Source organism: Streptomyces sp. JLBT605 (genome assembly GCF_058215555.1).
Window position 1 is genome coordinate 166,404 of record NZ_CM177087.1, and the last position, 25,966, is coordinate 192,369.

At 70.7% G+C, this 25,966-nt stretch carries 26 protein-coding genes and 2 pseudogenes; 10 read left to right on the plus strand and 18 right to left on the minus strand.

Annotated features, from left to right (window positions below; all coding sequences use genetic code 11):
- Window positions 1-52 precede the first annotated feature (52 nt).
- Together AC4BDD_RS00910 and AC4BDD_RS00915 are read left to right on the plus strand one after the other, a co-directional pair.
- On the plus strand, window positions 53-511 hold the full coding sequence (locus AC4BDD_RS00910) for a TIGR03618 family F420-dependent PPOX class oxidoreductase (protein WP_490689011.1): 459 nt from the start codon (window positions 53-55) through the stop codon (window positions 509-511).
- Window positions 512-697: 186 nt separating this feature from the next.
- Entirely contained in the window at window positions 698-1,042 is a 345-nt protein-coding gene (locus AC4BDD_RS00915) for a DUF4333 domain-containing protein (RefSeq protein WP_490689012.1), read from the plus strand.
- A gap of 207 nt (window positions 1,043-1,249) precedes the next feature.
- Here the strand turns inward: AC4BDD_RS00915 and AC4BDD_RS00920 are convergent, their stop codons facing one another.
- The gene (locus AC4BDD_RS00920; protein ID WP_490689013.1) at window positions 1,250-1,672 is read right to left on the minus strand and encodes a MarR family winged helix-turn-helix transcriptional regulator; all 423 of its coding nucleotides are present in this window, start codon (window positions 1,670-1,672) and stop codon (window positions 1,250-1,252) included.
- Window positions 1,673-1,861: 189 nt separating this feature from the next.
- On the opposite strand from AC4BDD_RS00920, the gene eno reads away from it, so the two are divergent.
- A complete protein-coding gene (eno, locus tag AC4BDD_RS00925) occupies window positions 1,862-3,169 on the plus strand; it encodes a phosphopyruvate hydratase (protein ID WP_490689014.1) in 1,308 nt (435 codons plus the stop codon).
- A 213-nt stretch (window positions 3,170-3,382) separates the two neighbouring features.
- On the plus strand, window positions 3,383-3,823 hold the full coding sequence (locus tag AC4BDD_RS00930; RefSeq protein ID WP_490689015.1) for a phage tail protein: 441 nt from the start codon (window positions 3,383-3,385) through the stop codon (window positions 3,821-3,823).
- A 102-nt stretch (window positions 3,824-3,925) separates the two neighbouring features.
- Here AC4BDD_RS00930 and AC4BDD_RS00935 read toward each other — a convergent pair whose 3' ends face one another.
- The 3 genes from AC4BDD_RS00935 to AC4BDD_RS00945 all read right to left on the minus strand — a co-directional run bounded on the left by AC4BDD_RS00935 (window position 3,926) and on the right by AC4BDD_RS00945 (window position 6,333).
- Window positions 3,926-4,213: a hypothetical protein gene (locus AC4BDD_RS00935; RefSeq protein WP_490689016.1), complete on the minus strand. Its 288-nt coding sequence runs from the start codon at window positions 4,211-4,213 to the stop codon at window positions 3,926-3,928.
- A gap of 246 nt (window positions 4,214-4,459) precedes the next feature.
- Complete coding sequence (locus AC4BDD_RS00940; RefSeq protein ID WP_490691997.1) at window positions 4,460-4,930, minus strand: GNAT family N-acetyltransferase; 471 nt, start codon at window positions 4,928-4,930, stop codon at window positions 4,460-4,462.
- Between the two features lie 155 nt (window positions 4,931-5,085).
- The gene (locus tag AC4BDD_RS00945; RefSeq protein ID WP_490689017.1) at window positions 5,086-6,333 is read right to left on the minus strand and encodes an FAD-dependent monooxygenase; all 1,248 of its coding nucleotides are present in this window, start codon (window positions 6,331-6,333) and stop codon (window positions 5,086-5,088) included.
- 109 nt (window positions 6,334-6,442) lie between these two features.
- On the opposite strand from AC4BDD_RS00945, the gene AC4BDD_RS00950 reads away from it, so the two are divergent.
- Window positions 6,443-7,126 carry a TetR/AcrR family transcriptional regulator gene (locus tag AC4BDD_RS00950; RefSeq protein ID WP_490689018.1) on the plus strand — a complete coding sequence of 228 codons (684 nt, stop codon included), beginning with the start codon at window positions 6,443-6,445 and terminating at the stop codon, window positions 7,124-7,126.
- On the opposite strand, the gene AC4BDD_RS00955 is transcribed toward AC4BDD_RS00950, so the two are convergent.
- The gene (locus tag AC4BDD_RS00955) at window positions 7,123-8,406 is read right to left on the minus strand and encodes an NAD(P)/FAD-dependent oxidoreductase (RefSeq protein WP_490689019.1); all 1,284 of its coding nucleotides are present in this window, start codon (window positions 8,404-8,406) and stop codon (window positions 7,123-7,125) included. The genes AC4BDD_RS00950 and AC4BDD_RS00955 overlap by 4 nt on opposite strands.
- Before the next feature lie 506 nt (window positions 8,407-8,912).
- Here AC4BDD_RS00955 and AC4BDD_RS00960 point away from each other — a divergent pair.
- Window positions 8,913-9,206: a hypothetical protein gene (locus tag AC4BDD_RS00960; RefSeq protein ID WP_490689020.1), complete on the plus strand. Its 294-nt coding sequence runs from the start codon at window positions 8,913-8,915 to the stop codon at window positions 9,204-9,206.
- A 116-nt stretch (window positions 9,207-9,322) separates the two neighbouring features.
- Here AC4BDD_RS00960 and AC4BDD_RS00965 read toward each other — a convergent pair whose 3' ends face one another.
- The 6 genes and pseudogenes from AC4BDD_RS00965 to AC4BDD_RS00990 form a co-directional block, all read right to left on the minus strand.
- Window positions 9,323-9,919, minus strand: coding sequence for a DinB family protein (locus tag AC4BDD_RS00965; RefSeq protein ID WP_490689021.1), 597 nt, complete (start codon window positions 9,917-9,919; stop codon window positions 9,323-9,325).
- Window positions 9,920-10,113: 194 nt separating this feature from the next.
- The gene (locus tag AC4BDD_RS00970; RefSeq protein WP_490689022.1) at window positions 10,114-10,578 is read right to left on the minus strand and encodes a hypothetical protein; all 465 of its coding nucleotides are present in this window, start codon (window positions 10,576-10,578) and stop codon (window positions 10,114-10,116) included.
- 8 nt (window positions 10,579-10,586) lie between these two features.
- Entirely contained in the window at window positions 10,587-11,234 is a 648-nt protein-coding gene (locus AC4BDD_RS00975) for a glycoside hydrolase family 18 protein (RefSeq protein WP_490689023.1), read from the minus strand.
- 457 nt (window positions 11,235-11,691) lie between these two features.
- Entirely contained in the window at window positions 11,692-13,152 is a 1,461-nt protein-coding gene (locus AC4BDD_RS00980; protein ID WP_490689024.1) for an amidase, read from the minus strand.
- Window positions 13,153-13,249: 97 nt separating this feature from the next.
- A pseudogene (locus AC4BDD_RS00985) lies at window positions 13,250-13,492 on the minus strand (LysE family translocator); the annotation flags it as partial.
- 64 nt (window positions 13,493-13,556) lie between these two features.
- Window positions 13,557-13,811: pseudogene (locus tag AC4BDD_RS00990) on the minus strand (zinc-binding dehydrogenase); the annotation flags it as partial.
- 330 nt (window positions 13,812-14,141) lie between these two features.
- On the opposite strand from AC4BDD_RS00990, the gene AC4BDD_RS00995 reads away from it, so the two are divergent.
- The gene (locus tag AC4BDD_RS00995; protein ID WP_490689025.1) at window positions 14,142-14,837 is read left to right on the plus strand and encodes a hypothetical protein; all 696 of its coding nucleotides are present in this window, start codon (window positions 14,142-14,144) and stop codon (window positions 14,835-14,837) included.
- A 137-nt stretch (window positions 14,838-14,974) separates the two neighbouring features.
- Here AC4BDD_RS00995 and AC4BDD_RS01000 read toward each other — a convergent pair whose 3' ends face one another.
- Window positions 14,975-15,829: a caspase family protein gene (locus tag AC4BDD_RS01000; RefSeq protein WP_490689026.1), complete on the minus strand. Its 855-nt coding sequence runs from the start codon at window positions 15,827-15,829 to the stop codon at window positions 14,975-14,977.
- A gap of 322 nt (window positions 15,830-16,151) precedes the next feature.
- On the opposite strand from AC4BDD_RS01000, the gene AC4BDD_RS01005 reads away from it, so the two are divergent.
- On the plus strand, window positions 16,152-17,036 hold the full coding sequence (locus AC4BDD_RS01005) for an SDR family oxidoreductase (protein ID WP_490689027.1): 885 nt from the start codon (window positions 16,152-16,154) through the stop codon (window positions 17,034-17,036).
- 34 nt (window positions 17,037-17,070) lie between these two features.
- Here AC4BDD_RS01005 and AC4BDD_RS01010 read toward each other — a convergent pair whose 3' ends face one another.
- The 4 genes from AC4BDD_RS01010 to AC4BDD_RS01025 all read right to left on the minus strand — a co-directional run bounded on the left by AC4BDD_RS01010 (window position 17,071) and on the right by AC4BDD_RS01025 (window position 19,802).
- Entirely contained in the window at window positions 17,071-17,445 is a 375-nt protein-coding gene (locus AC4BDD_RS01010) for a DUF5709 domain-containing protein (protein WP_490689028.1), read from the minus strand.
- Window positions 17,446-17,557: 112 nt separating this feature from the next.
- On the minus strand, window positions 17,558-17,983 hold the full coding sequence (locus AC4BDD_RS01015; protein WP_490689029.1) for an ester cyclase: 426 nt from the start codon (window positions 17,981-17,983) through the stop codon (window positions 17,558-17,560).
- A 106-nt stretch (window positions 17,984-18,089) separates the two neighbouring features.
- Window positions 18,090-18,914 (minus strand): lipase family protein, encoded by an 825-nt coding sequence (locus AC4BDD_RS01020; protein WP_490689030.1) that lies wholly within the window; start codon window positions 18,912-18,914, stop codon window positions 18,090-18,092.
- Window positions 18,915-19,133: 219 nt separating this feature from the next.
- Window positions 19,134-19,802 (minus strand): TetR/AcrR family transcriptional regulator, encoded by a 669-nt coding sequence (locus AC4BDD_RS01025; protein ID WP_490689031.1) that lies wholly within the window; start codon window positions 19,800-19,802, stop codon window positions 19,134-19,136.
- A gap of 56 nt (window positions 19,803-19,858) precedes the next feature.
- On the opposite strand from AC4BDD_RS01025, the gene AC4BDD_RS01030 reads away from it, so the two are divergent.
- Window positions 19,859-21,277: an MFS transporter gene (locus tag AC4BDD_RS01030; protein ID WP_490689032.1), complete on the plus strand. Its 1,419-nt coding sequence runs from the start codon at window positions 19,859-19,861 to the stop codon at window positions 21,275-21,277.
- Window positions 21,278-21,387: 110 nt separating this feature from the next.
- Here the strand turns inward: AC4BDD_RS01030 and AC4BDD_RS01035 are convergent, their stop codons facing one another.
- Entirely contained in the window at window positions 21,388-23,028 is a 1,641-nt protein-coding gene (locus AC4BDD_RS01035; protein WP_490689033.1) for a phospholipase D-like domain-containing protein, read from the minus strand.
- Window positions 23,029-23,228: 200 nt separating this feature from the next.
- Complete coding sequence (locus AC4BDD_RS01040) at window positions 23,229-24,224, minus strand: Lrp/AsnC family transcriptional regulator (RefSeq protein WP_490689034.1); 996 nt, start codon at window positions 24,222-24,224, stop codon at window positions 23,229-23,231.
- 125 nt (window positions 24,225-24,349) lie between these two features.
- Here AC4BDD_RS01040 and AC4BDD_RS01045 point away from each other — a divergent pair, with 125 nt between their 5' ends.
- On the plus strand, window positions 24,350-25,876 hold the full coding sequence (locus tag AC4BDD_RS01045) for an MFS transporter (RefSeq protein WP_490689035.1): 1,527 nt from the start codon (window positions 24,350-24,352) through the stop codon (window positions 25,874-25,876).
- The last annotated feature ends 90 nt before the right edge of the window (window positions 25,877-25,966 follow it).

Below are 25,966 nucleotides of genomic sequence, written 5' to 3' on the forward strand. Positions count from 1 at the left end.
GCGCCGCCCGCACCACACCACCCCAACCCCGCGACAACCGAAAGGGAACACCATGCCCGGCCCAGGCCCTCGCGTCCTCACCGAGACCGAACTCGACACCATCCTTCGGGAGCAGCAGTTCGGAGTGCTCGCCAGCGTCCGCAAGACCGGCCACCCGCACCTCGCGACCATCCTGTACCGCTGGGACCCGGCGGAGCGGATGGTGCGGATCTCCACCACGCAGGACCGCCTCAAGCCCCGCCATCTGCGCGCCGATCCGCATGCCGCGCTGCACGTCAGCCGCGACGTGTGGGCCTACGCGGTTGCCGAGGGCGAGGTGGAGGTGTCGCCTCCGACCACCGTCCCCGGCGACGCGGTCGGCCGCGAACTGCTCGCCATGGCGGCCGCGGGCGGAGCACCGCTGGACGAGGACGCCTTTCTCGCGGAGGCCGTCGCCGAACGGCGCGTTGTCCTCCGTCTCAAGGTGTCCCGCCTCTACGGCACGGCACTGGACGTCGGCGAAGGCTCCTAGACGTTTCGCCCCTCAGGCGCCGGGGGCCTGGCCGTCCGCGCGGCAGACAGGTGTTCCGCGTCCCGCGGCAGCGGGGCCGCTGACCGTGACCACGGACCGACAGCGAAGTTGATCATGTCCGCGTCAGAGCTGCGGGTATGCTGCCCAGGTCCCCCCTACCTTGATCACCTGGACCGGAGTCCGACCATGGCCACACCCCGGCTGTCCGCAGCAGCTTCGATACTCGCAACCGCCGCTGCCGGCGCCTTGCTCGTGGGCTGCTCCTCGTCGAGCACACCGAAACTGTCCGCGGACAAGCTGGCCACCAAGGTCGCCGAGGCGCTGGCCGCCGAAAAGAACCTGCCGAAGCCGCAGATCACATGCCCCGAGGATCTCGTCGGCAAGGTCGGCACCACCACCCGGTGCACGCTCACGGCGGACGATGACAGCACCGTGGGAGTGACGGTCACCGTGAAGTCGGTCGATGGCTCCGAGGTCAACTTCACGGCCAAGGCCGATGACATCGTGACCCCGGCACCCTCATCGAGCTGACCATCCATTCGAGTCGAACCGCCGATGTGGCTCGGGCTGTCTGCGGCGGTGGCGACTCGGTGTGAGAGCAGGCCGGGGCCCGCGCCCCGGGCAAGCAGCTGGGGCGGCCGCGCCCGGGTCGTGGCCTACGCCTCCTGGCCGGCGTCGGCAGGCAGACCGGCGGCATGAGCTCAGCGTCGCGACGGGGCGAACGGTGCCTGTCGGGGGCTAGCGTGTGGCGAGCCGCTCCAGCAGGGCGGTGCTCCGTGCCAGCAACGACCGCTCCTCATCCGTGAGTTCGGCCTCGATGGCCTGCGCGAGCCAGCCGGCCCTGCGTCCGCGCTCCGCTTCGAGCGCGGCCCGGCCCGCGTCCGACAGCTCGACCAGCGACTTCCGCCCGTCCGTGGGGTGCGCCCGGCGCGTGACCAGGTTCTGTTCCATGAGCAGCCCCACCGCCCGGGCCATCGACTGGGGGCGTACGCGCTGATCGGCGGCGAGGTCGCTGGTGGTCATGGCGCCGTTGCGGTCGAGCGCACCGAGTACGGCGGCCTGGCCCAGCGGGATGCGGTCCTCGTGCTTGACGCGCCGGGTGAGCTTGCCCATCGCGGTGCGCAGTTCGGCGGCGATGGCGGCGGCTTCCGAGGTGGGCATAAGGCACTTTACCGCGTTGACCAGCAAAGCTGTGCACCTGACCTGCACAGCAATACTGCGCAGCAACACTGCACAGCAAGGCTGTACAGCAAAACTGAGCAGCATTGCTGTAGGGTTTGGTCTTGCCGGGCTCAGCGCCAGCGTTGTCGCAGCCGGGGCCACGGCACACCACAACGGGAAGGACCTCCCATGTCCGCAGCGGCAACCGGAACCGTCAACGCCGCCATCGAGACCGTCACCGCCCGCCGGATCATCGACAGCCGCGGCAACCCCACGGTCGAGGTCGACGTCGTCCTGGCGGACGGGTCCCTGGGGCGGGCGGCTGTCCCCTCCGGCGCCTCCACCGGCGCCCGGGAGGCCGTGGAACTGCGCGACAAAGACTCCGCGCGCTGGCACGGCAAGGGCGTCGACCGCGCGGTGGCCCACGTCAACGGGGAGATCGCGGCGTCCGTGCGCGGCCGGGACGCGGCGGACCAGGCGGGCCTCGACGCCGAGCTGGTCGCCCTCGACGGCACCCCCACGAAGTCTCGGCTCGGCGCAAACGCGATCCTCGGCGTCTCCCTCGCCACCGCCAAGGCCGCCGCGGCGGCCCACCGCCAGCCCCTCTACCGCTACCTCGGCGGCGCCGACGCCCACCTCCTGCCGCTGCCGATGATGAACATCGTCAACGGCGGGGCCCACGCCGACAATCCGCTGGACTTCCAGGAGTTCATGATCGCGCCCGTAGGCGCGGACACGTTCGCGGAAGCCGTCCGCATGGGCAGCGAGGTCTTCCACACCCTGCGCCGCGATCTGCTGGCCGCCGGGCACTCCACGGGCGTCGGCGACGAGGGCGGCTTCGCGCCGGCGCTGCGTACCGCCGAGGAGGCGCTCGACTTCGTGATGACCGCCATCGAGCGCACCGGCTACCGCCCCGGCACGGACATCGGCCTGGTCATGGACCCGGCGTCGTCGGAGTTCTTCCGCGACGGGGTGTACGACTACGCGGGCGAGGGGGTGCGCCGCACGCCCTCCGAGCACGCCGACTACCTGGCCAAGCTCATCGACGCCTACCCGGTCGTCTCCATCGAGGACCCGATGGCGGAGAACGACCTGGACGGCTGGCGCGAGCTGACCGCCCGCGTCGGCGACCGCTGCCAGCTCACCGGCGACGACGTGTTCTGCACCAACGAGACGCTGCTGCGCGAGGGCATCCGCACCGGCGTCGGCAACTCGGTCCTGGTCAAGGTCAATCAGATCGGCACCCTGACCGAGGCGCTGGCCGCGGTGGCCACGGCTCACCAGGCGGGCTGGACGGCTGTCATGTCGCACCGCTCGGGCGAGACGGAGGACACCACGATCGCGGATCTGGCGGTGGCGACCGGCTGCGGCCAGATCAAGACCGGCTCGCTCTCCCGCTCCGACCGCACGGCGAAGTACAACCAACTGATCCGGATCGAAGAGGAGTTGGGCGACTCGGCGCGCTTCGCGGGCCGCTCCGCACTGCGTCAGGCGTGAACAGCGGGCAGAGGTAGAGACGGCACGGGCCCCGGACCACTGGTGTGGGGCCCGTGTCTGCCTCACAGGGGTAGTCACCCACATGGGGGTGGGACTGCCGCGAGCGGCGTGGGTACCTGTGCTGCTGGGTAGAGGCACCGGCACGACGGAGGCGATCATCCCGGATCGCCGGCCAGCCCGGCCGTACCGCGTGACGAGCCACAGGAGACAACCGTGTTGACCGGTGACACCTTCAGCGACAGCATCTTCGCCATCGAACTCGGCAGGTTCCAGGTGGAGACCGTCCAGAGCGTCTCGGGCCTCCGGCTGGAGCAGGACGTGGTGGAGGTCCGCCAGGTCTCTCCGACCGGAGAATTCCTGGTCCGCAAACAGCCTGGTACCCGTACCTCGGGTGAGATCACCATCACCCGAGGCATGGACAGGAGCGCCGCCTTCAGCGACTGGATCAAAGCCACCCTCGTCAACGCCGACCTCGACGCGACACGCCAGAACCTCACGATCGCTCTGACGGACGCCAGGAAGCAGACCGTGCGCCGCATCCACCTCAGCAACGCCTGGGCATCGCGCTGGGAAGCAGCGTCGCTGGAGGTCTCGGACGCCGGGCCCGCGACAGAGAAGGTGACCATCACCTACGAGGACATCGCCGTCGAGTAGCCCCATCCCCCGGCGGGCGGATTGGCCCGGTGGTGGCTCCTGGGCCGTGCCGCCCACGGCCGGTTGGCTCATCCAGGAGACCACCGCCGACGGCGTGGCCGCTCAGCCGAACATCACGCTGTGCGGAGCGCCGCTCAAGTCCACCGATGTGTTCGGCTGCATTGTCAGTCGCGATCCCTCGCAACCGTGCTCGGCGAACACCGTCGCTTTGGTGTTCGTGTGGTTGGCAGCGCTCCTGGCCCCGCTGACCAACAAGAAGCACTCGCCGTTCTGGGGGTTGTGCAGCGTGAAGTCGTCCCCATTCACATTGACGTAGGCGAAGTCCCCGGTGGCCGCCTGGGCACGTGTGGACAACCCGGTGAACAGCACGAGAGCGGCGCTGATGGTCACGGCCGTCCGTACGACGTTCCTCAGTGAGTGCATGACAGTCCCCCCGGATGCCTGCGCGCGTGGTTCCTCTGGTCACTGCAAGAGTCGTATATGCCGACCATTTCTTGAAGAGCCGGGAAGTGCTGCCACCCAAACGGATTACCGCATGGTCGGGTCCGCGCTAAAGGTGAGGGCTGAGGCTGATCCTCGGGGCCCGGCGCCGCTGCTGGTCGGCCGGTCTGCCGAAAACGCGCGAGCGCCGTGACCTCACTCCAGGGTCAGCGCCAGCTCGTCGATCTCCTCGCCACGCGCCTGCGCGAAAATCCGGCCGCGACCGGTGATGGTGAAGCCGCACCTCTCCAGCACCCGAAGCGAGCCGGCGTTGTCCGCCGCCGCGTGGGCGTGCAGCGGCCGCGCCGGCTCCAGAGCGATGAGCTCCCTCAGCGCCGCACTGGCAACCCCGCGCCCCCAGTACGCGGAAGCGATCCAATAGGTGACCTCGCGCTCGCCGGACGGCCCGAACACCGCTGCGTGCCCGGCCACCGCCTCGTCCGCCAGCACGGTCCGCACCGTGACTCCGGAGTCGGAACGCACCTTCGCCCAATGCGCGTCGAACAGGCTCCGGTCGTAGTGGTACTTGCGCGTGACCGCGGCCATCCGCTGTGCCGTCTGTTCGCTCATGTGCGCCCAGAAGACGGCCACGTCGCTGTCCAGCACCTCGCGCAAAGTGATCTTCATGTCGCCGGTCCGCCCCTTGATCGTCGCCGCTTGCGCCGCCGAACCTACCGCTGCTCGGCGGCGCACCGCACGGCAACCGCGCGTGGACTCTCCCCGGCCCTGTCCGGGGGATCCCCATCCTCCGCCTCGCGATCTCCCCCAGCCACCGTGGTGGTCTACGCCCCGGTGGCGTAGGCGGCGGTTGGCGGGCGCCAGTCGGCGATGCCGTCCAGGGTGCGCAGTGCCAGCTCCGGCGCGAGACGGGCGTGGGCGGAGAGCACGGCGGCCCGCAGGGCGCAGGCGGGTCGGGAGCGCCAGGTGGTGAGTCGCCCGATCCGCTCGGAACGGCGCACCACCTCCCTGGTGCGCGGCAGCCGTTGCCGGGTGTATGCGGCGAGCCCAGCGGCCAGGTCGCCGCCCGAGGTGGCCTCGTGTGCCAGCACGATGGCGTCCTCGATGGCCTGGCAACCGCCCTGGCCGAGGTTGGGGGTCATGGGGTGGACGGCGTCGCCGAGCAGGGCGACGCGGCCGTGGTGGAAGGCGGGCGGGAGAGCGGCCGCGGTGTACACGTCGTTGTGGAGCACCGCAGCAGGGTCGGCGGTGGCGAGCAGCTCGGGGATCGGATCGTGCCAGCCGCCGAAGCGGCGGCGCATCTCGGCCAGTTCACCGTCGGCGGCCCGGCCGCCGGGCGGCACGGCCGCGGTGGCGTAGGCGTAGACCCGCCCGTCGTGCAGCGGCACGGTGCCCCACACTCCGCCGGGGCCCCAGGTCTCATGCGCCGCCAACCGGCCGCCGGGCGCCGGCACGACCATGCGCCAGGCGGTGAAGCCGGCGTAACGCGGTGCCGGCAGGCCGGGGAAGACCACACGGCGCACTGCCGAGTGAATGCCGTCGGCTGCGACGACCAGGTCCGCCGTCAGCTCCGCACCGTCGCCATCGTGGCTGCCCGCGTCAGCGCCGCTGCCCTCGCCGCCGGCCGCTTCCGCGATCCGTACACGCGCCAGGCGGGTCTCGGAGCGCGGGTCTCCGGCATCGACGAGCGCCGCCGTGGCTCCGGTCCGCACTGCGCCGTCGGGCAGCCGGGCGGCGAGCATGGCGACCAGCTCGGCACGGTGCGCGACGACGACCGGACCGCCGAAGCGCCGGACGGCCGCTCCATTGTCCGTACGGGCCAGCAGACGGCCGCCGGCGAGGCGGACCTCGCCACTCATCTGCCAGGCGGCCATGGCCCGTACGGCGTCACCGACATCGATGGTGTCCAGGGCCCGCTGGGCGTTGGGCGCGAGCCCGATCCCCGCGCCGACCGGCTCCAGCCCGGCGGCGCGCTCCACGACGGTCACCGACCAGCCGCGGCGATCGAGTGCCACCGCGGCGGTCAGCCCGCCGATACCGCCACCGACCACGATCGCAGTGCGCTGCCGCATGGCCCGCCTCCCGGCTCCGAGAACTGTTCCCGCACGGCTCCACTACAGATGTAGTGACGCCAGACGCCGACAGACTACACCCGTAGTGGAGCGAGTAGGCTCACCACCCATGAACGCCCGAGATCATCGAGATGATCACGCCCCGGCGGCCGCCTCCCGCCATCAACTCATCGCCGACACCGCGCTGCGCCTGCTCGCCGAGCGCGGCATGCGCGGCCTGACCCATCGGGCTGTTGACGAGGCGGCCGGACTGCCACAGGGCTCCACCTCCAATCTGGCGCGCACCCGCGCCGCCCTGCTGGAGGCGGCGGTGCGACGCCTGACCGAGCGAGAGAAGGCTGTACTGCTGCCGGACGAGCCGGCGGCACGGGCCGCGGGAGAGCTACCGGAGGCCAGGGCGGTTCGGGCAGCGGCAGAGTTGCCGGGGGCCAGGGCGGAGGCAATCGCCGACACGCTCTCCCTCTCCCTGCACCGCTACCTCACCCGGCACCGGCAGCTGCTCATCGCCCGTTACGAGCTGGCCCTGGAGGCCACCCGCAGACCCGGGCTACGGGAGATCTACGACCGGGCGGGCCGCGGATTCCGGGAACCGCTGATGGCGATGCTCACGGCGGCCGGGTCCCACGCGCCGGAACGCCACGTCCTCGACGTGGTCGCCTGGTGCGACGGTGTCCTTTTCTCCTGCACGGCCGGGCAATTCCATGCGGCCGCTCCCACTCGCGCCGAACTCCGCGCCTCCTGCGCGGAACTGCTGGCCGGGATACTCCGCGACCAGGGCAGTCAGGGGGCCTAGGTGTAGGTGTGCGGCAGGTGCGCGGGTGGCACAGCCGCTTCGCGGTGCTTGATGTTGACGACCGAAGCCCTGGCCACTGCCACCGGGTTCAAGAAGCGCAGCGGACCGATCAGGCGGGATGCGAAGAGATGCATGTGCCGCGCCACCGACTCATCGCGCGCTGCCGCCGAGAACATCAGCCGCTCCAGGGGGTTGAACGGACGGGCCTTGGCGAAGTCGGCGGCCAGGTACTGGTGACCGCGCAGCCGGCGCCGGTGTCTGCGTGCGTACACCATGAGCGACCTGTCGAGTTCCCCCCGACCGGTTGCGGCGGAAGCGACCGCCTCCGCCAACCATCGCGCGGACTGCAGAGCCCACCCGCACCCCACCCCCCAGAGGGGGTCGCCGGTCAGGGCGGCGTCTCCGATGAGCGCCAGGCCCGGCGCGGTCGGCTTGCGGCTGTGCAGCGGGTAGTTGACAGTGCCGATGATCTTCGTGACGCGCTCGGCGGAATCGATGGGCGGTGCCTCGGGCAGGGCGCGGACGAATTCGAGGAAGCTGCGCTCCAGGTCTTCCCGGAAGGCCGGCAGCCGCTTCTTGTCCGGGAGCACCGCGAGGACCGTCACCCCGTCGTCGTTCGGAAACGCGTACGCCATGTCGGGCTCGAGGAACCAGGTCTGGCCGATCCCGCCGTGCAGCGGAAGATTGCGGAAGTGCGCGAGGTAGCCGAACCGCGCGTTCTCGTACTGCCGGGCAGCCACCCCGGCGAACTTCGCCACGGCCGAGTCCTTGCCGTCGGCGCCGACCACCAGGCGAGCCCGGATCTCACGCTCGCCCTGTGGTGTCGACGCGCGCACCCCCACGGTTCGCCCGGCTTCCCGGACCAGCCCGGTCACCTGGTGGCCGAGGAGCAGATCGACGCCAGGGCTCTTTGCGGCATGCGACCTGATCAACGGGTCGAGGGTGCTGCGCCGAACGTTGTACGCGTGCGGTAGCTCGGGGCCCGCCGGCGCGGCCTTCGGCTCGATCCATCCCCAGCGGGTGTACCAGCGGGCGTCGTTGCGGACGGCCCCCGCCTTCTCGAGAGCGGGGACGAGGCCGAGTTCGTCGAGCACCGGGTAGGCGTTGGCCGTGATGGAATGGGTGCACAGCACCTTGTACGCCTCGGGGTCCGAGCGGCGTTCCAGGAGCGCGACACGAACACCGCGTCGAGCGAGCAAGATCGCCGCGGCGCTGCCGGCGAGGCCGGCTCCGCTGATGACGACGTCGTAGTCGTATCCAGCGCTCTCAGGCTTGGTCATGCGCTGATCGCCCCCTTCGAGGTGTGGTGCCGTTCGTGGGAGTGTGCAGTGCCCACTGGTGTCAGGAACATGATCAGTTGTCAAGAGTTGCGGCTCGGGTGATGTGTGATCAGCTCGCCAACAGGGCAGGGGGCGCCGCCGTGAAAAGCTGTGCGACGTGGAACACGGCGTCGCCGGGCGGTGCGGGGCCGGATCGGGTGTGAAAAAGCTGGGGCCCTGGACTCGTGGTGAGTCCAGGGCCCCAGCTGATGGAGCGCCCGGCAGGCCTTGCACCTACATTTCCCACCGGTTGGTGGGCGTCTTTCCTTGGACCACAGACGCGTGCCTCCAGCGCCGTGCGCCGGAGTTACATCCAAGATCATACAGGATCCTGCGCACCAGTGGAAGCGCAACGCCACGTCATACGGTCGGAAGAGCCGTACCCGCCTCTTGACGGCTCAACCGACGGGCGAGCACAGTGATCGGCACCCCCACACCCGACGTCTTGGGAAACAGGGGGCTGCTCAATGCTCTTCCGGCCGCGCCACGGCACCACCTCCCCCGCAGGATCACACGCCACGGTGATCGGCCTCGCCGAAGAACGCCTGCGTCGCCGGCGGGAGGCGGGCCGAGAGCTCACCGGCGCCGACTACCTTCCGCTGCTCCTGGCCCACGGCATCGACGACATGATCCTGGCCGAACAGCTGGCCCGGACCGCCAATGCCCTGCGGCGTCACCTGAATACCGGTGGCACCTGGACGCCATCCCCGCACCCGGCCCCCCGAGCACATGAGGACGGCAGCCGCCACTCCCCCCACTGACCCATCGGGTGGCCCCAACAGGTCACGGGGCTTCGGTAGGCGCACGTCAGGAGAACGAGGTGCCAGGTGCACCATGTGGGGCCGGGCGCCCTGCGCACCGAACCGGCAGGCCGAGATCAGCCGTCGACCTCCCGCGCCACACGCTCCAGTCGGCTTCGGTGGCCCTCCCACCACGCCTGATCCCCTGGTGGCAGGTTGTCCTTGCCTTGCACATGCCCGACGGATCCATCGATGAGCTCTCGCAGGATGTCGGCGTGGCCGGCATGGCGCTGGGTATCGGAGATCACTCGCACCAGGATGTGGTGCAGCGTGACCTCTCGACGTTCTTCCGGCCACCACGGGACGTGGCCGATCGCGTCAAGCGCCAGGGTCGCGATCGTGCTGTCGGAGTGCTTCCACGCCTGGCGATACAGCCCAACGATCTGTTCCTGTGATTCATCCGCAGTGGCCCACATGTCCGAGTTGGGTTCCGGCTCCTCGGTGTACCACCAGGGCGGCGGCTCCTCATCGAAGAACGGCCGTCCGAACGTGTCGCCGAAGTACGCCAGCTCCACGCCGGCGACATGCTTGACCAGCCCCAACAAGTTCGTGCCCGTGGGGGTCAGCGGACGGCGGATGTCGTACTCCGAAAGCCCATCGAGCTTCCACACCAGGGCATCGCGCGCTTCTTGCAGGTACCGGAGAAGGTCCGCTTTCAGGTTCGATTCGATCACGCCGGGCAGTTTTCCACCCGCCACTGACAGCCGGGAGGGAGCCGTCGCGAGCCGGATGCCTTGTCATGTTGTGCCGGGGGGGAGCCGTGCCGGCACGGCTCCCCCCGCAGCAGACTGGACCAGTTCCGGATCAGTGGATCAGGGTGCCGCAGCCGAGTCGGCGGACCCAGCGCCCAGCACCCCGCTCGCAGCCATCATCCGACAAGGCTGACTCCGGTGGCGGCAACGACCAGGACGCCGACGAGGGTGACCTGCGGGAAGAGATAGGCGAGGACCCCAAGGACCACACACGCCGCGGTGCCGATCCAGGCGCTGTCCCGAGGCTCCAGGCCCTGCGATTCGTGGAGTTTCCGGCGGGTTGCCAGCATGGTGGCGAAGACGTCCGCGCTGGGAACGGTGATGCATTCGCAGCGGAACTCGGCGTCCCTGGCCACGCTCATCGACATGGTCCAGTCGCCGGCTCGCGGGTCCTTGACGATCAGGCACCGGACCGAGTCGCCGGACATCTTGACGAATGTGCCGTCCTCGTCGATGTCCTTGTCATAGGCGTTCCCGTCGGGGTCCTTGAGGGTCATGACGACGCCCTCGGGGAAGTCGACCGAGTCGTCGTCCTTCGTGATCACCGAGTACAGGAAGGGCGCGTTCTCACCGACGGCCATCGTGTTCGTCAGGTTGAACCGTTCACGTTGTCCAGACCGTCCAGGGACGGAAGGGTGTGGACCAGGCAGTACATGCAGTCGTTGTCGCCCTTGGCCGCCGCGGTGAACGCGGGAACGGGGCTCGGCTCGTTGCTGACGTCGAAGATGCCCCAGAGCCCGCCGACTCCCTTGTCCTCGACTTTCGTCGGCTGGTCGAAGTACTGGCCCGCGACGAGCGCCGGGGTCCGCTTGGCGGCCTCCTTCCAGAAGACGGCGGCCGACACGATCTTGTCGGGCATGGCCTCCTTCAGCTTCCTGGCGAAGAGGGTCAGACCCCGCCCCGCGGGATGCGGCCCGTCACTCTTCGTCCGGCCGCCCTGGTCCTGCTCGCCGGGCCAGCCCCACCAGCACTCCAGGTCGAGATCGACGCCGTCCAGGCTGTTGTGGGTGACGTAGTCCACGACGTTGCGGACGGTCTGGTCGAGCTTCGGGGAGGCCGGGTCGTTCCCGATCGCCGTCATCAGGGCCAGGAACGCGTAGTCGTTCGCGCCGCCCAGCGCGATCATGGTTTTGGTCCCGTACAGGCGCGCGGCCATGAGCACGTCCGGGAGAATGGCATCCATCTCCCTGACCCACTCGGAGGCGAACGCGCCGGAATCCTTCTCGCTGAACGTCAAGAACGCGATGATGCCGTGCGTGATGTACCGATACATCTCGCCGTTGCCGTAGTCGAATCCCTCCTTCTTCCGCCAGGTAGGGATGTCGGCGATGATGTTCGCCCGCTCGGTCGGCTTGTGCGGGTTCTGGTCGTACAGCTCGTCGAATCATGAAGGGCCTTGTCGACCACAGGCTGGAATGAGCCCTTCCGGTCACGCCTGGTCCCGCCAAAAAAGGCCGATATCAAAGGCCTGGAATCGATGCCTTACGACGCTGGCACAATGAGTTGATCTCTCTGAGGGTGACATCGGTAGGTGTCCAGTCCGGTGCCGGGCCGAGTGCCGCACCAGGGCCTCGTAGCGCCCGGCGACGGCGCAAGGCGGCAGACCGGGGCGGTCACCCGACCCGGTCAGTGGCATCGTCGGATACGAAGACGGTGTCGCCCCGCATCGGGGACGGAAACCCAGGTCGTACGCCCTACCGCGGTGCTTGCGGTGCCTGGAAGCCGCCGATCTTCTGCTCGAGCAGTTCGGCCAGCCGCAGCGGGGTGCGGTCCTCGAACATCGGCCCGATGAGCTGCACTCCCACCGGCAGACCCTCGGGGGACCGGCCCGCGGGTATGGCGGTGGCGGGCAGACCGGGCATGGTGGCCAGACCGGCCCAGACAAGCTGGTCGAGGTACGGATACTCGACGCCGTCGATGTCGAGCCGGCGTTCCCTCAGATCGGGGATGTGATCGTGCGGGAACGCGGGAGTGGGGGTGATCGGACACAGCACGGCGTCGAACTCGGCGAAGAGCTGCCGCCAGCCGTGGCGGTGGAGCTCTCGACGGTTGTTCGCCTCGAGCCACTCGCGGTGGCTGAACACCATGGCGCGCAGCCGCGCCGCATCGAGACTCTGATCGTCCGCGCTCAGTCCGGCGGCCTGGGTCCGCAACTGCTCGTACGCCTCGACGGGAAAACGGACAACGGAGCCGGAAACCAGCAACTGCATGTAGAGCTTGGCGGCTTCGGCCATATCGGGCAGCAGCGGACTGTGCCGCTCGACGCGGGCACCGCCGTCGAGGAGCGCGTCGGCCACCCGGTTCACGCCCGCCAGCACAGCGGACCCGGTCGGAATGAGCGGATGCTCCTCGAGGACCAGGACCCGGAAGTCGCGGAGCCGCTCGTGGCGCGCGGGCGGCAGCTTCACGTCGTGCGCCATCCCGAACGTCAGCGGGTCGGGTCCGGCCATGACGTCGAGCAGGAGCGTGAGGTCGCGGGCAGTCCGCGCCATCGGGCCGACGACGGCGAGGTCAGCGTCGATTGGCAGGGCCGGCCCGGGCGGCGGGACCATTCCGCGGTTCGCCGCCAGCCCGAGCGTGGGCTTGTGTGCGTAGACACCGCAGAAATGTGCGGGGGTGCGCAATGAACCGGCGATATCGGATCCGATGGACAGCGCGCCGAATCCGGACGCCAGGGCCGCCGCTGATCCGCCGGAGGATCCACCCGCCGTGCGAGCGTGGTCCCACGGGTTGTTGGTGGTGCCGTAGATCTCGTTGAAGCTCTGCACATCTTGCAGCCCCAAGGGCACATTGGTCTTGCCGAGCACCACCGCGCCCGCGGCTTTCAACCGCGACACCTGCACCGCGTCCTCGGCCGGGATGTAGTTCCGGTGTTGCGGAATGCCCCAGGTCGTGGGCAGCCCGGCGATGTCGTAGGACTCTTTGACCGTCACCGGAATGCCGAGCAGCGGCCGGTCCTCACCACGGGCGCGCGCCTGGTCGGCGCCGCGCGCGGCGGCCCGCGCACGGTCGAAATCCGGCACACAGATCGCGTTGAGCGCCTTGTCGTCCCGCTCGATTCGGGCGATCGCCTCGTCGGTCACTTCCACCGATGTCACTTCACCGGCACGCAGGGCCGCCGCGAGCTCTTCGGCTGTCTGAAAATTCCACTCCATGAATCGGGACGGTATCGGCCTCTGGGATAAGCCATGAAATGCCGATTTACACAAGCGGGTTGGCGGTCCTCTCCGGAGCCCGCGGGGCACAGCCGGGTCAGTGATGAGTGGCGGCGATGGTGATGCCCAGCCCGATCAGGGCGGCCCCGCCCGCGCCGCCGATCATCGAGAGGCGGCGGTCCGAGCCGGCGAACCAGCTGCGGGCCGCGGAGGCGCCCAGGCCCCACAGGGTGTCGCAGACCAGGCCGATGGCGGCCGGGACCAGGCCGAGGATCGCCATCTGGAGCGGGATGTGGCCGGCGTCGTGGTCCACGAACTGGGGCAGGACGGCGGCGAAGAACGATGAGCGCGTTGAGCTTCTCCAACGAGGCGTAGTCGGGCTCGACGCCGAGGCCGGCGAAGCGCACGCCCCGCTCTGCCAGGCCCGGTACGGCCACCGCGCGGGTGGCGCTGACCAGGATCCCGCCAGGCCGCAGCTTCTGCACCGCACGGGCCGCGTCGTCGCCTGCGACCAGGCCGAAGAGCACGTCGACGTCTTGTACCGCCGCACCGACCCGGGTGGTGGCGTAGTCGATGATCTCGTCCGCGCCGAAGCCGCGCACGAACGCGTGCTTCGCCGCTCGCGCGGTGCCGATGACGTACGCGCCGAGCGCCGCCATCGGCAGCGCCGCGGCCTCGCAGTGCGTGAGGGGGGCCGCGGGCTTGTGGGCCAGGTGGCGGGGTGGGGCGGTGACGTACTCGGCGTAGCCGCCACCGCGCCCGCGGGCGGCAGCCGAGGTGGAGCCGGTGCGACCGGCCGGCGACCAGGAGTTGTCCGGGTGATCACGTGATCACGGCGCCAAGCCCTGGGTAATTGTCCGTGATCCGTAACGATCCGGCGTGGCTGGCGCGGAACGCTCGGCTCCGTAGGCAGACTTCCCGGGCACGTTTTCATTGACCATGCGCATCACCACGTGCGCACAACTACGGGGGATCTGTCGATGCGCGCGATGCGCAAGAGTGTGAAGCTGTACGCCCTGGGGGTGGCCGTCGCGGCGGCTCTGACCACCACGGCCTGCGAGTCCAGCGAGGGGGACGGAAAGGCCGACGGCACGACGAGCCCGTCCACGCGCGCGTCCCAGTCCACGGACGCGCCCTCGAAGCCCGCCCCGGACAAGACGGGCACGGCCACCCCGACCAAGGCCGGCGGCGGCGACTCCGGTGGCGGCAACGGCGGTTCGAGTGGCAGTGCCGAGGAGAGCGACTGGGACCACGCGGACCGCCAGACCCCGCCCGGGTCGGTCTGCGACAACGACGGTCAGGGCCCCTACGGGAAGATCGAGTCCGTCAACATGGGCGGCGAGAGCCCCTATCCGGTGATGGGCCTCGTCCTGGGCATGTACGAGTGCGGCGACATGGGCCCCAACTTCGTACCGACCAGCGCGACCGGGGCCGCGATGAACGTACTCGTCGACTCGGACCACCTCAAGGTGGTGGTGGGCGGCGAGCTCGCGAGCAAGCTGGGTACCAAGACGCCGGACGCCGATGCGTTCATCGACCAGCTCGTGCTGATGGAGGACCACGGCGAGCTCAAGGGCCCCAAGGCCCCCGAGTTCTACTTCCAGTCCGACGCCCAGAACCCGGATGCCCCGGACGGGGATGACACCAAGATCATCTACCTGCACCAGATCATCGACGGCGACTGACGCCGGGTAGGCGGACTCGGTGGGGTCGCGCAGCACCGCGGGGATCTCCGGCGCGGCGCTGCTGGCCGAGAGCCGGCAGGGCGGGCTGCTCTGCGGAGTGGTCCGCGCGGGCTGGCTCCCGGCACACCCGGTCGCAGTCAGATGGTGAAGGGCCGTTGGCCGGCGAAGCTGCCGCCGTTGGTGGTGCCCGTCCGGTACAGGTTGGGGGTCTGGTAGGGCGGCATCTGCTCGACGATGTGGCGGTAGAGGGTGTTGTACGTGCCCTGGAAGCCGCCGTTCTTCCAGGTCTTGAGCAGCGTCTCGGTGAACAGGCCATTGACGCCGCTGCCGTCGCTGGACGTCTGGTTGTCCTGGCAGCCGGAGATCAGCAGGACGTCGGCCCCGATCTCCTGCTGGTCGCCTGCGGGCAGGTCCCGCTGGATGCCGTCGTACAGCTCCTGGTCCCGTTGGTAGTTGAACAGCTGGGCTTCGCTCGGCAGGGCCCGCACTCGCAGCCGCACGTCGGCGGGCTCGCTGGTGTCGAACTCCCGTCGCAGCTCGGAGTCGTCCAGGACGAAAGGCATCTGGCGGGCAACCGTACCGCTGTGGCAGCTGTCGGACAGGACGAGGATGCGTACGCCGGCGTTGAACGACGAGTAGAGGTTGTACAGCTCGTCATCGACGAGCTGGCGGTCATACAGGACCCAGGTCTCGTCCCTGGCGTCCGGCTCGTCACCGTTCCCGTCCCGCACCTGCGAGCCGTGCCCGGCATAGGTCAGCAGCAGCATGTCCCCCGCCGTCAGGCCCCCGGCGGTCTGCCGCAGCAGACCCGTCACCTTCTCACTCGTCGCTTCCTTGCTCAGCAGGACGGACGCGACCGAGAACCCCGCTGCCTCGGCGAGCGACGCCATGGCTTTCGCGTCGTTCTCGCAGTTCTTCAGCTCGCCCTTGGTGCCGTACTTGCCCGGGTCGATCTCGTTCACACCGATATGGATGGACACGCCCTTCGGCATCCCGTGCTCCTTCAGCCGTACCACGCACCCATGGGCGCCTCGCCCCTTTCATAACTCCGAGCAGACGCCACCGCGCAGACCATCACAGCCGAGCCGGGCGCAATCACCCTCCTGAACCAGACACCTCACCGGAAAAGACGGGCAGAGCCGTCAGCGCTGCCGCGGTGGCGGGGGCTCGCCACCCGGCTGCGCCCACCAGTCCCCCGGGACGGCCGATGCCCGGGGGCACCGGAGCGCTGGTTTGGTCCGGCGCCGCGGGAGAACCCGTTCGGGTACGGAGAGCCCGAATCACGACCCGCGAGCACGCGCCCAGGAGCGTCCCATGACCGACCGCCGGCCCCCTCACCCTGGCGAGCAGTATCCACGGCCGAAGTTCCCGCAGCAGGATCAGCCGTATCCCGGGACCACCGAGCGGATGGAGCCCCGCCCCGACCACGGCGAGTCCTCCTATCGCGGCAGCGGAAGGCTGGAGGGCAGGCACACCGTGATCACGGGCGGGGACTCCGGCATCGGCCGCGCGGTGGCCCTGGCCTTCGCGCGCGAGGGGGCCGACGTCCTCTTCACCCACCTGCCGGAAGAGGACGCGGAGGCCGCGGAGACCTCACGGCTGGTCACCGACGCCGGACGGCGCGCGGTCCCGGTCGCCTGCGACATCCGCGAGGAGGACGCCTGCCGGGAGCTGATCGACCGCGCGGCCGAGGAGTTCGGCGGCATCGACGTCCTGGTCAACAACGCCGCGTACCAGATGTCTCAGCCCGCGGGTATCGAGGAGATCACCACCGAGCAGTTCGACCGGGTGATGCGCACCAACCTCTACGCCATGTTCTGGCTCTGCAAGATGGCGATCCCCCGTATACCGCCGGGCGGGTCGATCATCAACAGCACCTCCGTCCAGGCGTACCAGCCCAAGCCGCATCTGCTCGACTACGCCACCACCAAGGGTGCGATCGTCACCTTCACCAAGGGGCTCGCGGCGACGCTGCTGGACCGCGGCATCCGGGTGAACGCGGTGGCGCCGGGACCGGTGTGGACCCCGCTGATCCCGGCCACCTTGCCGGACACCGAGGAGTTCGGTGCCCAGGCGCCGGTGGGACGAGCGGCGCAGCCGGCCGAAATGGCTCCCGCCTACGTCTTCCTCGCCTCCGCCGAGGCGAGCTACATCACCGCCGAGATCCTCAACGCCACGGGTGGGTCGCCGCTGCCCTGACCAACGGCCCGGGCCCGCCGCCGGCCCCCGGCTGTCACCGCGCCGATCCGCCTGGTTCCCAGGGCGCTCCCTCGTCGGTCTCGCCGTCGGGCTCCTCTACGACATGGACCGCCGCCTCCTCGGCCGGGGCGGCGTCATCACCCGTGCCCGCTTCGGTCTCGGAGGCCTCCTGGGCGAGCCGTTCGTCCAGGCTCTCGCCCTCACGCTGCTCGGCCGGCGTGGTGCCGCGGCTGGCCACGGCGAGGGGCTGCTCCGGCGCGGAGTAGCCCTCGTCCAGCATCTGGTCGTATCCGCCGTCGTCCCCACGCTCGTCGATCATGTTCTCCGGATCGAGCGGGGCCGCGTCCTGCTGTTCCTCGTTGGTCCCCGTCGGCTGGTAGACGTCGTCACCCCTGCCGTCACCGTTCATGGCTACCTCCTCGACGCGGTGTCACCGCCGCCGACCGGGCCTTCCCCTCCCATGGTGCTCCCGGGTGCCATGGTTCGGCAGGTCGAGGCCGCCCGGGCACCACCGGGCAGTCCTAGTCGGCCTGAGGCCACTCCCAGCCGAGCTGGAAGAACAGACCCAGGCGGTCGCTGACCGCCCGGATCTCGGTGATCTTCCCGTCAGCCACGGTGAAGATCCAGATCGCCTCGTTCTCGAAGCTGCGCCCGGTCGGCTCGGGCATGCGCGGATGAGTGCCACGGTGGACACCGCGCTGGGTGACCCGGGCGACCACCCGGTCTCCCTCGCCGACCAGTTCGTCCACGTGGACGGTGAGCGGATCGAAGGCAGCCAGTTGCTGGCGCAGACCTTCGAACGCCGCTCCGGGCTCATCGGCCTCGCCATGGATGATCTTGTTGTGGTCCACGACATCCTGCGCCATGAACCGGGGCAGGTCTCCCAGTCGACGGTCGCTCACCGCCTCGAAGAAGCCCAGGACCGCCTTCTTGTTGTCGTCCACCATCGTGGCCGTCTCCCCCATCTGATCGTTCGACAGTCGGGGGGAGCCTATCCCGCACGTCATCGCCGGCCCGCGATGGTCCGGCCACGCCGGGGCGGACCTGCTCGCGTCAGGAAAGGTTCTTCTCGATGGCGGCGATGTAACGCTTGATCGAGTGGTCCCGGACCCCGTCCGAAGCGGGCGCGAAGGCGTCTGAGGTCAGCCCCTTGGCTCGGTCCGTCAGACTGCCCAGCAGGCCGATGGAGTCGTGCAGTCTGCCGCCCGAGTCGATGTACCTCACCGCCTCGACGTGGGTGTAGGCGGGCTCCGGCGGGAGCTGCGGGACGATGTCGTTGTTGTTGACGAAGCGGTACATCCGGTTTTTCAGCCCCTTGTTGCAGGCCAGTGCCAGGATGCGGTCGCAGGTCCGGGGCTGGCCGTAGGTGTAGATGCCGTCCGCCTGGAGCCGTGGCTCCTCCAGATACATCCGCGCGCCGGCGAGCATGGCGAGCGCACCGCCCAGGCTGTGGCCCGTGAACCACACGGTCTGGTTGTTGGTGCGCAGCTCGGCCAGGGTGTCCTTGATGTCCGGGAAGATCGACTGGAGTGCCTCGGCGAAGCCGTAGTGGATGTAGCCGGTCTCGGCCGGGCCCGGCCTCGGCGGAGTGGTGGCGTCGGACAGCCAGTCACGGATCTGCGCCGGCTCCGTGCCGCGGAAGGCGGTGATGATCATGTGGTCGCTGGCGACCGTGTACGCCTGGGTGTCCTCCAGCGGGAACGGCGGAGTGAACCGCGTCTGGTGGTGACGCACCTCGTCGAAGCCCCAGGAGCGGGCCTTGGACTCGATACCGGCCTCGTCCTTGTACGCCAGATCGGATGCCTGGGCCAGCCAGTAGGCCAAGGGCAGGCTGTATCCGGTGGTCGAGCGATGGTCGATCGAGGTGGGTGCGGACATGTGGCGCCTTTCCCTTGTTGCGGCGAGCGACGCCGTCCCCATGGGCACGGCCGCGTCTTCCGATACCCACGTCATACCGCGAGACCTGTCGCGGCTCCCGCATCGCCCGCCAGAGGAGCGGGGACAACCCCCCGAACGGCCGGACACCACGCCGTGGTAGCACGGCGCCGCCCGATTCCCGGCGCCTTCCGGCGAGGCGTCAGCCGTTGGCGGGAGGCGTCAGCCTCCGGCGAGGAGGCCGTCCACCAGGGCCCGGAGCCCGTCCGGGTAGGTGTCTTCGGCGGTCAGCGGCGCCCAGCGGTCCGCGATCTGGGCCAGGCGGGGCAGCTCACCCGGGTCGAGATCGGCGAAGACCTGATCCCGGTAGGTCGCACGGTCATCGTCCGAGCGCCGCCGGGCCGACGTCGTCCGGACCACGATCTCTCCGGCGGTGTAGTACCAGATCGCGCGGTAGCCGTGCACGGCCCGCTCGGGGGACAGGCCGCCTTCGACCAGGCCGTCGACGATCTGCTCGACGAACCACAGCGCGGAGGTGGACATCAGGTCGTCGGCGGTCAGTACCTCCACGATCCAGGGGCAGGCGGCGAGCGCCTCGTGGATCGCGGTGGCGGCGGCGACGACCCGCTCGCGAGGCCGGGCGGGCAGCTCCGATCGGCGCAGCGTCCGTGCGGCGTAGTCGTCCAGCAGCAGCAGAAGCAGTTCTTCCTTGTCGCGGACGTGGTGGTAGAGCGCCATCGGCGTACTGCCGACCTCGGTGGCCAGCCGCCGCATGGTCAGTCGGTCCACGCCTCCCTCGTCCACGATGCGACGGGCTGTCTCGATGATCTCCGCGCGGGAGATACGGGGAGGCCGGCCCAGGGTTTTGCGCGGTGCGGACGGTTGCGGCATGCCCCCATCATCCCCCACGCGTCGACAACGGCGTCCCTCTGAGCTACTTTTCTTACATGTATAGAAACTCTCGGGGGCGACCCGGAGTGGTGCTGGCGGCAGCCGCCGTCGCCCAGTTCGTCGTCGCGCTGGACATGTCCGTGGTCAACGTCGCTCTGCCCGCGATCCGCACCTCGCTGGGATTCGCGCCGCTCGACCTGTCCTGGGTCGTGCATGTGTACGCGCTCACGTTCGGCGGATTCCTGCTGCTGGGGGGCCGCGCCTGCGACCTCTACGGCCAACGCCGGCTGTTCGTGCTGGGACTGACCGTCTTCGGGGTGTGCTCGCTGGTGGGCGGGGTGGCCCAGGCGCCCTGGCAACTGATCGCCGCCCGCGCCGGGCAGGGCCTGGGCGCCGCCGCGGCCGCGCCTGCCGCGCTGGCCATGCTCACCACCACCTTCGCCGAGGGGCCTCAGCGCGTCCGCGCGCTCGGCGTGTGGAGCGCGGTGAACGCCGCGGGCGGGGCACTGGGGGTGCTGGCCGGTGGGCTGCTGACCGAGTACGCGGGCTGGCGCTGGGTCATGCTGATCAACCTGCCCATCGTCGCGGCGGCTCTCGCGCTGGTCCCCGCGGGGGTGCCCGCCGGAGCACCGCCCGCCCGGCGCGAGCGGCTGGACGCGCTGGGCGCCGTCCTGGCGACGGGCGGCGTCGGGCTGCTGGTGTTCGGTGTCGTCCGTACCGACGCCCTCGGCTGGGGCTCCCCCGTCACGCTGGCGACCCTCGCCTGCGCGGCCGGGCTGCTGGCCGCCTTCGTCTTCGCCGAGTCGAGGGTCACCGCGCCGCTGCTCCGCCTCGGCCTGCTGCGCAGCCGCTGGGTCGCCGGCGCGAACCTGCTCGTGTTCCTGGCCGCGGCCGGGCAGTTCACCGCGTTCTACTTCGTGTCCCTGTATATGCAGCAGGTGCTGCGCATGGGTGCCGCGGCGACCGGCCTCGCGTTCCTGCCCTTCTCCCTGGGCCTGGTCGCGGGAACGGTCGCCGCCATCCGCGTCACCGCCGCACGCACCCCCCGTGCGGCCCTGGTGCCCGGCGCCCTGCTGGCCACCGTGGGCCTGGCCTGGTTCGCCCTCATCAGCCCTGACGGCGGTTTCCTCACCGACGTGCTCGGCCCGTCCCTCGTCACCAGCGTCGGCGCGGGACTGGTCCTGGCCCCGGTCGCCGCCGCCGCGACCACCGGTGTCGCCCCGCGTGAGGCAGGCATGGCCGCCGGCCTCATGAACAGCTCCCGCCAACTCGGCGGCTGCGTCGGCCTGGCCGCCCTGGCCACCATCGCCGCGCACCGCACCGGCACGGCCTCCGACCCCGCCGCGCTCACCGACGGCTATGCCCTGGGCCTGGCCGTCACCGCCGCCCTCTTCCTGCTCGCGGCGGTCGTGGCGATCGGCGTGCTGCCGCGCCGCCGGGCCGTCACACCCGCCACACAACCCACCGCCCCCTGACACGGCGGTCGGGTCGCAGCGAGACGGCCGGGCGCAATGCGCGCCGCGCCCGGCCGTCGGGTCCGACGCCCCGTCAGGGGTGGGACGTCAGGGGCATGCGCCCGGGGGCATCAGCCCTGGCAGACGCCGCGGGCGTAGTCGTACGTGGCGGTCGCCTGCGAGTACTTCCACTGCGGGGTGAGCAGCTGCTCGTCGAGCTGCTTGGCCGCCTTCGGGCTCTCCACGATGTAGCCGAAGTCCTGCAGCCAGGAGGGGTAGAGGTTCTTGGAGCCGATGTAGAAGGCCGAGTCGTCCACGGAGACCAGCTTGTGGTGCTGCGCGTACGGCTTGCCGTCGGCCCAGGTGGCGCTGTCCGCGCTGCGGGCGGTGGCGAGCTGGAGGTTGCCGCACATCGCCGCCTTCGCCTCCCGCTGCCCCCCGGTGATCAGGTTGAGGCGGTTGCGCAGCACGTCGCTGATCTCGTTGAGCGACTTGATCTGCGAGTAGCCGCCGCTGCCGACCGCGCCGCGGTTGGCCGGGTCGCTGACCACGATGCGGACCTTCACCCCGGCGGCCAGCTTCGCCGCGAGGGCGTCGTACAGCCGGACGTCGTACCGCGGCAGCGGCGGGCAGGTGGCGTTGAGGTCCTGCTGGGAGATCTCGATGTGGCGCTCGGCGCTGGCGACCAGCGTGCGCAGCGCGCTCTCCTCGGGGTTGACCGTGTCGTAGTCGCGGTCGGCGTTGGTGTTGTCGTGCAGCCCGACCCCGCACTTGGTGTCGGACGCGGTCGGCAGCTTCGGCTGGAACGCCGAGGACGGGTCGGAGTCCTGGATGCCCACCCCGAGGCCGCCGACGGCGATCACCGGCACGTCCCCGGTCGCGGCCGCCGGGGCGTTCGCCTTCGTCAGCGACGAGACGCAGCCGGCGCCGGGGGAGGCGGCGAACCACACCTTGCTGAGACTCCCCTTGTTCTCGCAGGTCCAGCCCCACAGCCGGTCCAGGTAGCGGCTCGCGGAGCCCGCTGCCGGGCCGGTCAGCGCGAGGTCGACGTCGGCCACCGGGTGGGTGGTGTCGAGGTAGTCGTCCTTCCAGTCGTTGATGCCGCCGGTGATGACCGACCGGCCGTCGACCACCAGGAGCTTGGAGTGGTTCCAGGAGAAGGCGGTCTTGGAGGTCGTCATCGAGGCGACGTTCAGCGTGACGGAGTCGGCGGCGGGGCCGAGCTTGGCGCGCAGCTCGTCGCGGTACTTCGAGGGGAACACGGTCGAGTGGTAGACCGGCGCCGCGCCCACCATGACGCGCACCGTGAGCTTGTTGCCGGCGGCCGTCGACTTCTTCAGACCCGCCACGATCGCGTCCTGGAACGCCCCGTTGGGGAAGGGTGCCAGGGTCGATATGTCGACGGTGCTGGTGGCAGCGGCGATGTTCTCGGTCATCTTCGCCAGCAGCCGCTGAGTGCCGGGCCGTTCGGCGCAGTGCGCGTCGCCCCAGCAGCCGGGGGTCTGGAGCAGCCAGCCGGCGGGGTCGTCGGCGGAGGCGTCCAGGGCGTTGCCGGCGGTGCGCTCCCAGACCTGGCCCTGGAGGCCCGGGGAGACCTGGCGCAGGGTCCGCTCGACGGCGTCGAGGTGCGGGGTGGCGGAGGAGTCGGCAGTCGCCGGGGAGGCGGGCGAGTCGGCGGACGCCGGGGAGGCGGGCAGCAGGGCGACGGTGAGCGCGGAGACCGCAGCGGTTCCCAGGAGGCGGTGCGTGCGGCTGAGCCGGGTACGGGCCAAGGGGGTGTCCTTATCGAGATGTCATCATCGAGGTGGCATCACGCCATTGGTGCGGCATGATCACTTTGATGAAGTTACCAGCAGGTAAGTCGCCTTGGTGCACAACCCTGCCGCCCCGCCGGGCAGTTCAGCAGCCCCCCGGCCCCGGCGAGACGGAGAAGACGGGGTCGAACGGTCGGCGGGAGCAACGCGCACGCTCGTCAGGGAATCCGCAGGGTCGCCGCCGCCTTGTAGGTGCGCAGCACCGGGGCCGTCTCGATGCGCGCCACCGCCTCCCACGCCACACGCCGCGTCAGATAGGCGTGGAGCGCCTCCGCGTCCCGGCACAGCGCGTGCGCGACCAGATTCGTCGGCCCGGTCGTCGCCGCGACCACCGCCAGCTCCTCATGGCCGGCCAGCGCGGTCGCCACCGCCTCCAGGTGCGCCGGCGCGACCTGCATCCACAGCAGCGCCGACACCGTGACGCCCACCAGCGCCGGGTCCACGTCCACGTCGAAGAAGAACGCGTCACGCGCCCGCAGTTCGGCAATCCTGCGGGACACCGTCGACGCCGTCAGGCCGGTGGCCGCCGCCAGCTCCGCGTAACTGGCCCGCGCGTCCTCGCGCAACGCGCTCAGCAGCACCCGATCGGCGTCGGTCAACAGGTACGGCTCCTCCCCCGGGACCGCGGTGCCCCCTCCCCCGCCGGCCGCTTCCTGCCCGGCACGCAGCCGGGCCTGCTGGCCCTCGTCCAGGACGTTGACCCGCCCGCGCCACGCGGTCGGCCCGCCGAGGTAGGTGTGGAGCAGGTAGTGCGCGGAGACCGAGGTGATGCCGGCGGTGCGCGGGATGTCGCGCAGCAGCAGCGCGTGCGCGTCCGGACCGGACGGCGGGGTGTGGATGATCGCCACGATCTCCGTGCCGCCGGACGTCAGCCGCACCCACGAGGTGTCCGGCCGGCGCGCGAGCGCCACGGCGATGTCGTGCGCGCTTCGCGTCGCGACCGTCAGCCGCACGAACCACTGGTGCGTGCCGGAGCTGCGCGGCGTCGGAAGGGTGACCACCCGCAGCCCGGCCTGCGCGTACAGGCGTCGGTAGCGGCGGACGATGGTCTGCGTCGAGGAGCCGAGCACCTCGGCGATGAGCGTGAACGGCGCCCGCCCGTCCACCTGAAGAGCATGGATCAGGCCGCGGTCCACATCATCCAGCACGAGCATATCCATCAAACTAGCCGACCTTGATGGAAGCAATCACCCAACCACTGCGGAGAAATGGAAGCTGTCGGCGGCGGGCGGGCACGGTGGTCGCGAGCCCACCGACCCGTATCCCCGAGGGAGACCCCATGTCCCGCGCCACTGGCACACCATCCGCCACTGACACACCATCCGCCACCGGGACACCACCCGCCAGCACCACCGCGCCCGCCGTATCCGGAGCCTCCGCCGCCGGCGTGTCCGCGCCCTACCGATGGCGCTGGACCGCGCTCGCCGCGCTTCTCGCCGCCGAGGCCATGAACCTCCTCGACGCCACGATCGTGCAGGTCGCCGCCCCTGTCATCCACACCGACCTCGGCGGAGCGGACGCCACCATCCCGTGGTTCAGCGCCTCCTACACCCTCGCCTTCGCCCTCGGCCTGCTCACCGGCGCCCGCCTGGGCGACATCCACGGCCGCAAGCGCGTCTTCCGCGCCGGGGTCATCGCCTTCGCCGCGACCTCCCTGGCGTGCGCGCTCGCACCTACCGCGGCCGTCCTCATCATCGTGCGCGTCCTACAGGGCGCCGCCGCGGCCGCGATCATCCCGCAGACGTTCGGGCTGATCCGCGCCATGTTCACCGGCGCCGAACTGCCCAAAGCCCTCGGCATGATCGGGCCCGTCATGGGAGTGGCCGCGGTCGCCGGTCCCGCGCTCGGCGGCGTTCTCACCCATGCCGACCTGCTCGGCGCCTCCTGGCGTGCCGTCTTCCTCGTCAACCTCCCCCTCGCCGCCGCCGTCCTGGCCGCCACCCCCCGTCTGCGCGAGGACCGCGCCCCCCTCCGCCCGCGTCTGGACCCGGCCGGCACCGCGCTGGCCATGCTCGGCACCGCCCTGCTGGTCTGCCCGCTCGCCACCGGCCACCCCGGACCCGCCGCATGGGCGACCGCCGCGGCCGGCGCCGCCGTGCTGGCGGTGTTCGTCGTCCAGCAACGCCGCACCGCCCGCCGTGGCAAGGCCCCGTTGATCGAACCGGCCTTGCTGCGCGGCCGCTCCTTCCCCGCGGCACTGGCCACGTCCACACTGTTCTTCGCCGTCATGAACGGCGTCATGATCACCGTCGTGCTCCACCTCGAACTCGGCCTCCACGACGGGCCGCTCACCGCCGGCCTCACCCTGCTGCCCTGGTCCACGGGGATGGCACTCGCCTCCTGGGCCGCCGGAAGCCACCTCGTCCCCCGGTACGGCGCCCGTGTCATGCACGTCGGCGTCGCCGCCCTCGCCGCCGGGGTGGCCGCCGCCGCGCTCGCCTACCGCGCCGCCGCCCCCGACGCCTACCCGACGGCCCTCCCGCTCGCCCTCGCGCTGGCGGGGCTGGGCACCGGGCTGTTCACGCCGCCGTTCTTCACCACCGCGCTGGGGACCGTCGGCCCGCAGGAGACCGGTTCGGCGGCGGGACTGCTCAACGCCGTCCAGCAACTCGGCGGAACCCTCGGCGTCGCCCTCGTCGGTGGCGTCTACCTCGATGCGACCGGCGGCCCGCGCACCGCGGCCGAACACGCGCTCGGCGCGGCCACCGTGCTCCTGGCCGCCACCGCGGCGGCCGCCGCGGTGATGACGGCGCGCCGTACCCGACCGGCGGCTCCCGCCGGCGAAGCCGGGGAGGAGGCGGGCTGACCGCCGCACCGGCTGGACGGCCGCCGCATCCGCTGTGAGCTCGCCGGCGAACGCCGCCCGGCGCAGCCAGGTGACGGAAGTCTTACCTCC